The 9,054-nt window shown below is 49.1% G+C and carries 10 protein-coding genes; 7 read left to right on the top strand and 3 right to left on the bottom strand.

Features of this window, described 5'->3' with window-relative positions:
• Positions 1 to 109: 109 nt before the first annotated feature.
• The 3 genes from EDC14_RS26135 (at position 110) to EDC14_RS26145 (ending at position 1,547) form a co-directional block, all read left to right on the top strand.
• The gene (locus EDC14_RS26135) at positions 110 to 505 is read left to right on the top strand and encodes a hypothetical protein (RefSeq protein ID WP_132018266.1); all 396 of its coding nucleotides are present in this window, start codon (positions 110 to 112) and stop codon (positions 503 to 505) included.
• Positions 506 to 677: 172 nt separating this feature from the next.
• Positions 678 to 1,220 (top strand): RHS repeat domain-containing protein, encoded by a 543-nt coding sequence (locus EDC14_RS26140; protein WP_132018269.1) that lies wholly within the window; start codon positions 678 to 680, stop codon positions 1,218 to 1,220.
• A gap of 60 nt (positions 1,221 to 1,280) precedes the next feature.
• Positions 1,281 to 1,547: a hypothetical protein gene (locus EDC14_RS26145; RefSeq protein WP_132018272.1), complete on the top strand. Its 267-nt coding sequence runs from the start codon at positions 1,281 to 1,283 to the stop codon at positions 1,545 to 1,547.
• A 76-nt stretch (positions 1,548 to 1,623) separates the two neighbouring features.
• Here EDC14_RS26145 and groL read toward each other — a convergent pair whose 3' ends face one another.
• Together groL and groES are read right to left on the bottom strand one after the other, a co-directional pair.
• A complete protein-coding gene (gene groL / locus EDC14_RS26150; RefSeq protein ID WP_132018275.1) occupies positions 1,624 to 3,249 on the bottom strand; it encodes a chaperonin GroEL in 1,626 nt (541 codons plus the stop codon).
• Between the two features lie 51 nt (positions 3,250 to 3,300).
• Positions 3,301 to 3,591 (bottom strand): co-chaperone GroES, encoded by a 291-nt coding sequence (gene groES / locus EDC14_RS26155; RefSeq protein ID WP_132018278.1) that lies wholly within the window; start codon positions 3,589 to 3,591, stop codon positions 3,301 to 3,303.
• 403 nt (positions 3,592 to 3,994) lie between these two features.
• Between groES and EDC14_RS26160 the strand changes: the two genes are divergently transcribed.
• Genes EDC14_RS26160 through EDC14_RS27025 form a run of 4 tightly spaced genes read left to right on the top strand, consistent with a single transcriptional unit; the run spans position 3,995 to position 8,210 of the window.
• Positions 3,995 to 5,668 carry a spore germination protein gene (locus EDC14_RS26160; protein WP_132018281.1) on the top strand — a complete coding sequence of 558 codons (1,674 nt, stop codon included), beginning with the start codon at positions 3,995 to 3,997 and terminating at the stop codon, positions 5,666 to 5,668.
• Positions 5,661 to 6,758 (top strand): GerAB/ArcD/ProY family transporter, encoded by a 1,098-nt coding sequence (locus EDC14_RS26165; RefSeq protein ID WP_132018284.1) that lies wholly within the window; start codon positions 5,661 to 5,663, stop codon positions 6,756 to 6,758. Before EDC14_RS26160 ends, EDC14_RS26165 begins: the two co-directional genes overlap by 8 nt.
• Complete coding sequence (locus EDC14_RS26170) at positions 6,751 to 8,031, top strand: Ger(x)C family spore germination protein (protein WP_165908343.1); 1,281 nt, start codon at positions 6,751 to 6,753, stop codon at positions 8,029 to 8,031. Before EDC14_RS26165 ends, EDC14_RS26170 begins: the two co-directional genes overlap by 8 nt.
• Before the next feature lie 2 nt (positions 8,032 to 8,033).
• A complete protein-coding gene (locus EDC14_RS27025; RefSeq protein ID WP_165908344.1) occupies positions 8,034 to 8,210 on the top strand; it encodes a hypothetical protein in 177 nt (58 codons plus the stop codon).
• A 134-nt stretch (positions 8,211 to 8,344) separates the two neighbouring features.
• Here EDC14_RS27025 and EDC14_RS26175 read toward each other — a convergent pair whose 3' ends face one another.
• Positions 8,345 to 8,869 carry a transposase gene (locus EDC14_RS26175; protein WP_132018291.1) on the bottom strand — a complete coding sequence of 175 codons (525 nt, stop codon included), beginning with the start codon at positions 8,867 to 8,869 and terminating at the stop codon, positions 8,345 to 8,347.
• Positions 8,870 to 9,054 lie beyond the last annotated feature (185 nt).

Raw genomic sequence — 9,054 nt, forward strand, 5'->3', positions numbered from 1 at the left:
CATTGGATTCCCTCCCAGAACATTTGTTCTTTAGTTTATTTTATCACGAACATATGTTCTGGTAAAGCCCTTCCGGATCTAAATTTATAATCATCGCTTGAGTTCTTTTGTGGATTACGTCAATAGCGGGGAAGAACATATTTGTTTAGCAGATGTCCAAACTTCGGTTGTTGCACCAATAATTGCTCTGAAAGGGCGAGGCTTGAATTTACCTTTGGAAAGGACGTTTGCGGATGGCAGTGTTAGTTATGACAGTAACGGCTATGATAAGAATCCCTTGGCGATCAACAATCAATGGCGGTGGTCGCTGCCGTGTTTCTTTACATATGACGGAAATTTTACACTGTACCTTACCTTCCTGGCGGAACGGGGTATAAATATGGGACGGTTATTTCAAATAATTATTCCATTGGGCAACAACGGTTTAATGTGGTTAATTCAAATGGGGTCATCTATGCAACCCCTTATTCACAAAGCGGTAATCAAATTAATGAAGTTTATTTGAATGACGGAACCCATCTTCAATTTAATCCCGAAAATGATACGGAAACCATTACTGATTCCAATGGAAACATAATGACCATCACAGTTCAAAAGTTTAACTGTTACAACGGTAGCGGAACATCCGTCGTACCTAGGCTGAGTATACGTTCTATACCTATGATCAGTATGGGAACATGATTGCGACGAAAGATGCCAATAGCAATATACTTTATTTTGATTATTCCTGGAAGTACAATTATGCGTATTTAACTCGAATTTACAAACAAGACGGTACTACCATTGCATCTTACAGTTATGATATGGATGCTAACCAGCAGTCCGGTTTTGATAATGGCAAGCCCATCCAAGCGACGGATCCGAAAGGGAACTCTTTTCTTTATAGCTATGACGGCATCGGCAGATTGACCACTGAAACCCTTGATAATCCCGATCCTAAGGTTGGATTTACCCGAAGTGTGACATATGATGATGCCAATAGCATCATATCGTTTCAATTTGGCAACGATACCGCCGGTTGGCAGTATGGTAAGGTTCTTTATGATCCTATCTTCGGAGAATTCCGTCGAATTCAGCGTCAATTAGACGGTAATTGGGTAACGCTCAAGGAATTAGCTTATGATAGCAATGGCAATGGGGTAATGGGTAATGAAAAGGAAAATTTGGTTTGTCATAATTCTGATTATTATATTGTCCGTTCAGCCGGTATCCGCCGCTAACTGGGTCCTGGTGGGGACGCTGACCTGTCATCGGGGGAAAGCCGGACGGACTATGTTGATGTGGAAAGCATTGCCAAAGATAAGGCAAACGGCGGAATTACTTTCTGGGTGATGAGCGAGACCAAAGATTCCGCCAATACCCTTCGTAAAATGACGAAATATATTACCCAATCGGGCCGGGTAAAATGCCTGGAGTGGCATGTGTATGATCGGGAAAACCGGGAATTGATGAATTATCTTAAACCGGAGACGGATTGGGAATATCCGGAGGAGTTCTCGCTGCTTTACCGCACCGTCGAGATTGTATGGGATGCCCAATCGCAATGAGCCAAGAAGAATAAAAAGAAATCGCCCCGGAAGACGAAGTCCGGGACGATTTTTCAAATATTCAACTTTGATTATTTTAATAATCCATATCCATTCCGCCGCCGTGAGGTGGAACTACCGGCGGTTTCTTCTCGGGGATCTCCGCCACCAGGCACTCGGTGGTCAACAACATGGCGGCGATACTGGCGGCGTTTTGCAGCGCGCTCCGGGTTACTTTGGCCGGGTCGATGATCCCCGCTTTCACCATATCGGTAAACTCGCCGGTCAACGCGTTATATCCCTGTCCGGCCGGCATGGAAACGACCTTCTCGACGATCACCGAACCTTCGACACCGGCATTGTTGGCAATCTGTTTTAAAGGCTCAGCCAGCGCTTTCCGGACAATCGATATACCGGTGGCCACATCACCGTTTTCCTTGATTTTATCAAGCGCCGGAGCAATCTGTAATAAGGTGACGCCGCCGCCGGGAACCACGCCTTCCTCCACCGCGGCCCGCGTTGCCGATAAAGCATCCTCGATCCGGTGTTTTTTCTCTTTCATTTCGGTCTCGGTCGTGGCTCCGACTTGAATTACGGCTACGCCGCCAGCCAGTTTGGCCAGCCGTTCCTGCAATTTTTCCCGGTCATAATCGGAGGTGGTCTCCTCAATCTGGACCTTGATTTGGCTGATCCGGTTTTTAATCTCCTTGGCGTCGCCCTTGCCGTCCACGATGGTGGTCTCATCCTTGGTGACCTTAACCTGTCTTGCCTGGCCCAACATATCCAGCGTCGTATTTTCCAGGGTTGCACCGACTTCCTCGGAAATTACCTGTCCGCCGGTGACAACCCCGATATCGCTTAACATCGCTTTCCGCCGGTCACCGAAGCCAGGAGCTTTCACCGCGACGACATTCAAAGTGCCGCGTAGTTTGTTGACGACTAATGTAGCTAAAGCCTCGCCTTCCACATCCTCGGCAATCAGGAGCAGCGGTTTACCGCATTGCATGACCTTCTCCAAAACCGGAAGCAGATCTTTGATTAAATTAATCTTTTTATCGGTGATTAAAATATAGGGTTCATCCAGCACCGCCTCCATCCGCTCGGAGTCGGTAACCATATAAGGGGATACATAACCCTTGTCAAATTGCATTCCCTCAACCACTTCCAAATTGGTCCCCATGGTCTTGGACTCTTCAACGGTAATCACCCCGTCCTTGCCGACTTTCTCCATGGCCTCGGCGATAAGTTTGCCGATCTCCTCGTCGGCGGCGGAGATGGCCGCTACCTGGGATATGGATTCCTTTTTGTCCACCGGTTTGCTGACTTTTTTAATCTCATCAACCACTACGCCAACCGCTTTCTCAATCCCTTTCTTTAAGATCATCGGATTGGCCCCGGCAGCCACGTTCTTTAAGCCTTCCCGCACCATGGCCTGGGCCAGCAAGGTCGCGGTGGTCGTTCCATCACCGGCCACGTCATTGGTCTTGGTGGCGACTTCCTTGGCCAGTTGGGCTCCCATGTTTTCAAAGGGATCTTTCAGTTCGATCTCCTTAGCAATGGTGACACCGTCATTGGTAATGGTCGGGGAGCCGTATTTCTTATCCAAAACTACGTTCCGTCCCTTGGGGCCTAAAGTTATCTTTACTGCGTCCGCTAAAGTATTAACGCCCCGTTCCAAAGCGTGACGCGCATCTTCAGCAAACAATATTCGTTTTCCTGCCATCATTATTTACCTCCAATCGGGATGTTTTTTGATTGTTCCGGGTAAACCGGTCTATTCTGGAATAATGGCCAGAATATCGTTCTCTTTTAAGACCATATATTCCTCGCCGTCAAGCTTGACTTCAGTCCCGGCGTATTTCGCGAAGAGGACTTTATCTCCGGCCTTTACTTCCAAAGGGATTTTCTGGCCATTTTCCAGGGTCCTACCGGACCCCACCGCCAGCACTTTTCCCATCTGGGGTTTTTCTTTGGCGGTGTCGGGAAGGACAATCCCGCTTTTAGTCCTTTCTTCGCTCTCCAAGACTTTTGCCACGACTCTTTCTCCTAAAGGTTTGATATTCATAATATCCCTCCTTAAGTGATTGCTGTTAGCACTCTCTGCCGTTGAGTGCTAATTCTAAAAAAATATTTTAGTCAGCCCGCTTAATTTTTTCAAGGGAAAAAAGCCGGAAAAGAGATTGATTATTAGGCGATAAAAATATCTATCCGTAATTATTTGCTTGTTTCTCTCGTTTTTAGCTTTTTTTCAAGCTATACGTATCATTTCATGGCATGGGTAATCAAGTCCAATCGGAAAAGACAGTCGGATCAATCTGTTTTTATCAAGAAAAAAAGTGGAGAGAAGCAGTAAGAATGAACGGAAAAAATACATATAGTTGGTATATGCTGATTTTAACGCGATTAATTAACGGGATAGCCCGAATAATAAACCCACCGGCTGCTAATAATAGCAAAAGGTGATTCTGTTGCCATTAATTAAGACGATTAAAAATATCTTTGCTTTCAAGGAACCCCAACCTGAACCAGGCTTTCTGATGGCCGGTGATGAACCGGAAGAAGTCCGGGAGACAGTTACCCTGCCGGAACAGTTTGCGGATGAATCCGTAATTGTTCCGCCGGAACGGAAACTCACCGGTGCCCTTGAGTCCGATAGCCGTTTGATCGAAGCCGTCTTCAGCGGGGGAGAAAACCAGGCTTTAAGCCGCCGGGAAATTACCGTCTCCGGAAAAACCGCCGCCATCTTTTTTCTGGAAAAACTGGCCGGGCTGGATACGGTCAGCCGCAATCTCATCGGACCCATCAGCCGGATGGGAAAATTATCCCTCGAAACTATCCGGGCCGGTCTTACCGCCGGGGAAGTCCGGGTATCCGGTGATTTAAACGGGGGGATCAAACAGCTTCTGCAGGGGAGCAGCCTGGTCCTGCTTGAAGGGGAAACCCGTTTTCTCATTGCCCGGACCGGGGCCGCCCCCTACCGGGCCGTATCCGAAGCCATACACGAACGGGCGGTGCGCGGCCCCCAGGAAGGCTTCACCGAAGACCTGGAAACCAATCTGGCTTTGGTCCAAAAACGGCTCCGGACCCACCGTTTTGCCTATGAGAATCTGGAAGTCGGTTCATTAAGCAGGACCCGTATCGCCATCCTGTCAGTCAACGGGATTACCAATCCAAGGCTTGTGGCGGAGGTCAAACGCCGGATTCAAAGCCTGAAAATCGCCCATCTATCCGATAGCGGCATGCTGGAACAGCTTATTGAAGACAAGTGGTGGCACCCATATCCCCAGATTTTAGTTACCGAAAGGCCGGACCGGATTGCCGCCGGACTGGCCGAAGGCAAAATCGCCGTGCTGGTTGACGGCAGTTATCAGGCCTTGCTGATGCCCGCGACCCTGATCAGCCTGTTGCACGCGGCGGAAGATTACAACGTCAGGTGGCCCTACGGCCTTTTTATGCGCCTGGTCCGGATCTTGGCCGCTTTTATCATGGTCTTTCTGCCTTCATTATATATCGTCGCCAATCTCTATGAACCGGAGCTGCTCCCCACCGATCTGCTCTTTAGTCTGGTGGCCATTAAGCAATATTCGCCGCTGCCGACGATTGTAGAGGTAATCCTGATTGAGCTGGTTTTTGAGATTATGCGCGAAGCCGCGCACCGGGGGCCGCGCAATGTGGTGGCGCCGTTAATCATCGTTATCGGCGTGGTTTTGGGACTAGTCGCCGTTTTTACCCATCTGATCAATCCGGTGTTGTTGCTGGTCATTTTGTTAACCGCCATTGCCGCGTTTGTGATGCCGGAGTTTTCAGTAGGTTTAAGTTTCCGGCTGACCCGTTACTTCTATATCCTGATGGCCTTTTTCTCCGGCTTGATCGGAATCGTGATCGGTGTCTTCATCCACCTGCATCTTTTGGTCAAACAGAAAAGTTTCGGCGTGCCCATGTTCGCCCCGATTGCTCCCTTCACCAAACGGAGCAAGGACATCGTCCTGATGAGTCCGGTCTGGTTGCGGGAGAAGCGCCCCGATTTCCTCGATCCCGGACAGATCCTGCGGCAGCCGGAAGACAGCCGGGGCTGGTTAAAAGAACAGTCTTCCGAGCCAATGGCGCCGGAATTACCTGAAGGAGGAAAGTCTAATGATTAGAGAAGGCCGTATCGGCCTGTTTGAGGCGGTTGCTTTATTGCTTTGGCCCACTCTGGGGAAGATTTTTCTTTCCTATTCATCCGGGATCATTCAGGAAAATCTGAGCGCCGCCTGGCTGGTGGTATTGGCCGGGTGTCTTTTGGGATTAATATTTTATTTACCGCTGGCCGCTTTACTAACCCGGTTTCCCGGCGAGGATCTGACCGGAATCGCCGAGAGGGCCGCCGGGCCGGTGATTGGAAAAATGCTCTCCGGAATCTTAATCGTATATTTCTTTATCAGCACTGTTCTCTTGCTGCGACAGATCGCGGAGACGGTTATCGGAACCGCCTTGCCGCAATTTCCGCTGCTGGTGGTGATCATTCTCCTGGCAGCCGTCATGGCGCTTCCGGCTGGCTGGGGACTGGAACCGACCGCCAGAGTAGCCGCGCTGGCGACCCCTTTTTTACTCATCGGGGGGATTGGCATTTTCTTACTCCAGTATGGAAATTTGAAGCTCGATTATCTGGCCCCGTTTTGGGGGCCGGGGCTTCGGGAGATTGCCGCTAACAGCCTTGCCCGAAGCTCTCTTGTAAGTGAAGTCGTCTTTTTAGGATTTCTGGCCCCCTTTCTGCCGCGCCAAAAAAAAGCGGCCGCCGGGTTTTACCTGATTGCATTGGCGGGAATTTTACTAACCGGAGCAATGCTCATTGGCCAAATGGTCTTTCCACCCGGCGTAGCGGCGGAACATAGCTTTCCCTTTTATGAGATCTCCCGTTCCATCTATTTTGGCCGCTTTTACCAGCGGGTGGAATTTATCTTCGTTTTGGTATGGCTGACGATTACCATGTTATCCTTGAGCCTGCGGTTTTATTTCACCGCCGCCGGTGTGGCCAAGGTTTTTAAAATGCCGTATTACCAGCCGTTAATTGGAATCATGGCCTTTACGGTACTTGCCGCCGCTTTACTGCTGCATGATTATAATACCGCAGTTTTTTGGGATAATCTGATTCAGGGGCGTCTGGCCTGGATACCGGCATTTCTGATTCCCGCTTTGATTTATCTGATCGCGGCAGCGCGTGGAAAACATGGTAAGCAAACCAATGTCTAAGAAAACGATAAAAATAACGCTCTTAATTTTAAGTTTATTCATCATTGGCGGCTGCTGGGGCCAGCGGGAGATCGATGAAGCCGCTTATATTCTGGCCCTTGGATTGGATCGCGGCGCCGGGAAAAATATCCGCATCTCCGTCCTGGCCGGTACGGGAAGGCCAAATTTGCCGGTTGCCGCCGAATCAGGAGTTCAAACCATGGCGGTGAACAAAGTCCGGACTTTTACCACTGAAGCTCCCGGTCTTTTCTCAGGCCTAAATTTAATCAATACCATTCTGGAACGCCAGATGGAACTGGGACATATTAAAATGATCATCTTTGGCGAGGAATTGGCCAAAACCGATCTCCGGCCTTATTTTGATATCATGACCCGCTGGCGGAAATTCCGGCGCACCCTATATCTGGCGGTGGCCCAGGGAGAAGCCGACCGGGTTATTGAAAGCATTATTCCCCCCAACGAAGACAATCCTGCCAAATTTTTGGAATTGATGTTCATCTCTCAGGGCCATGTGGGATTTACACCGCGCAATCAGATGTTATGGTTTTATAACGCCTTGAAGACGAAAGGCGAGGACCCGATTACCGCGCTGGTGGCCCCACGCGCCAATAAATACCAATTGGATAATATTAAGGCGGACCCGTTGCCTTCAAACAGCCAATCTTCCGGCGGCGATCCCGGTGAAGGGACGGCGGGGAATTCATTCCTTTCCGGTGAAGGATCGTTACAGTTTTTAGGGACCGCTGTTTTTAAAAAGGGAATGATGGCTGGTAAATTGAATGGCAACGAAACTATGGCTCTTTCCATGATCCGGGGCGAGTTAAGCCGGATTTTCCTTGCCATTCCCGATCTGTATCAGCCGGGTTCAATCCTGCAAATCGAGATTAGCCAGAGACAAAGGCCCAAATTATTTGTCAGAAAAAACGGCGCAAAGGCCGAGGCCGGAGTGGGCCTAGAGCTATCGGCGGATATCACCGGGATCGAAACCGGGCAAAGTTATGAACTGCCGGGCAATATTCACCGGATCGAAAAGAGCGCCGAGGCATGGATTGAAGAGCAATGCCGGAGCGTCCTGAACAAAGCGCAAGCTTTGGGAACCGATATTTTCGGATTCGGACATAAAGCCCGCTGGCTGGTTGCCGATTGGAACGAATGGCAGGCATGGGACTGGCGGGCGGCTTTCCGCCAGATGCCGGTTAAGCTTCAAGTAAGGGTCCATGCGCCCCGTACCGGCCTGATTATCTGTAAAAACGCCGTCCGGGAGGGGGAATAAGATTGCTGGGGACATGGGGATATATTATCTGGGGCCTTATAAGCATTAAACTCGTTTCTTATGCCGTCTGGTTGTGGCGGCAAAACTTCCGCCTGGGGGTATTGGGGGTGCTGGCCGCGATGATCTTGGCGCTCGCCGCTTTAATCCTCGGGTCGTTTTATCCCGGCGGGCTTCCGTGATTTAGCTCCGGCCTGGATTCAAACTTGTTTCGCAGGGGGGATAAGCGCGGACATGAATTCAATATTCTTCAACTGTCAACGTTTATTATACTTGCGATAGGCGTTGGCGATTATTTTTTAGTAGAAAACAGGACTCATGCAGTTGCAGGGTAAAAATTCCAATTCCAGAGCCATAAGCCAAGCTCCAACTTGAATGGCCAAAACATTTCAATAAGACTTGCAAAACGCTTAGCTATTATGTCAAAAAAGACTTGGATCTGCTGCTGGTTACAGTAGATCCGACAGCTGGCGTTGAAAAAGCACCTTACCATTTCGCTGTGAGTTGGGGCTTGCTCGGCGCCTTCTCTATTGCAAATCCAATTCGCATAACAAAGAAGACTCTTTGCCGTAAAGATAAGCTCTACATGAGCCAAATGGGCTGTTTCGGATCTTGCATAGCAGGATGTTAATCCCAGGTCTTGTTTGATTGTCCGGTAGAAAACTTCTATCCTCCAACGTTTAGCGTAAGCTTGGGCTGCTTCTCTTGGGGCGTCATCACGATTACTGATGAGGAGATAGGAATTTTTAAATGTCGCAATCGTCTCCTCTTCGGGAAAGAGACCATCCGTTGTTTCCGCCGGTTGAAGATAGATTGCGGCAACAGCTGCTATCGGAACCATTCGTTGTCTGGTAATCGGTTTTTCTTTACGAGTAAAGGTTTCATAAGGAAGTTTGATGTAAATAGGGTTCGCTGAACAGAGATAAAAGGGTTGATAATACTAAGTTTAAGAGCTATTTGTGGTATAATAGATCCAAGGAAAACAGCGATAAAAGAACAAAAACCTTGCATCCGGGAGCCTGAATA

Origin of the sequence: Hydrogenispora ethanolica, from assembly GCF_004340685.1 — a bacterium.
Classification (GTDB): Bacteria; Bacillota; UBA4882; order UBA8346; family UBA8346; genus Hydrogenispora; species Hydrogenispora ethanolica.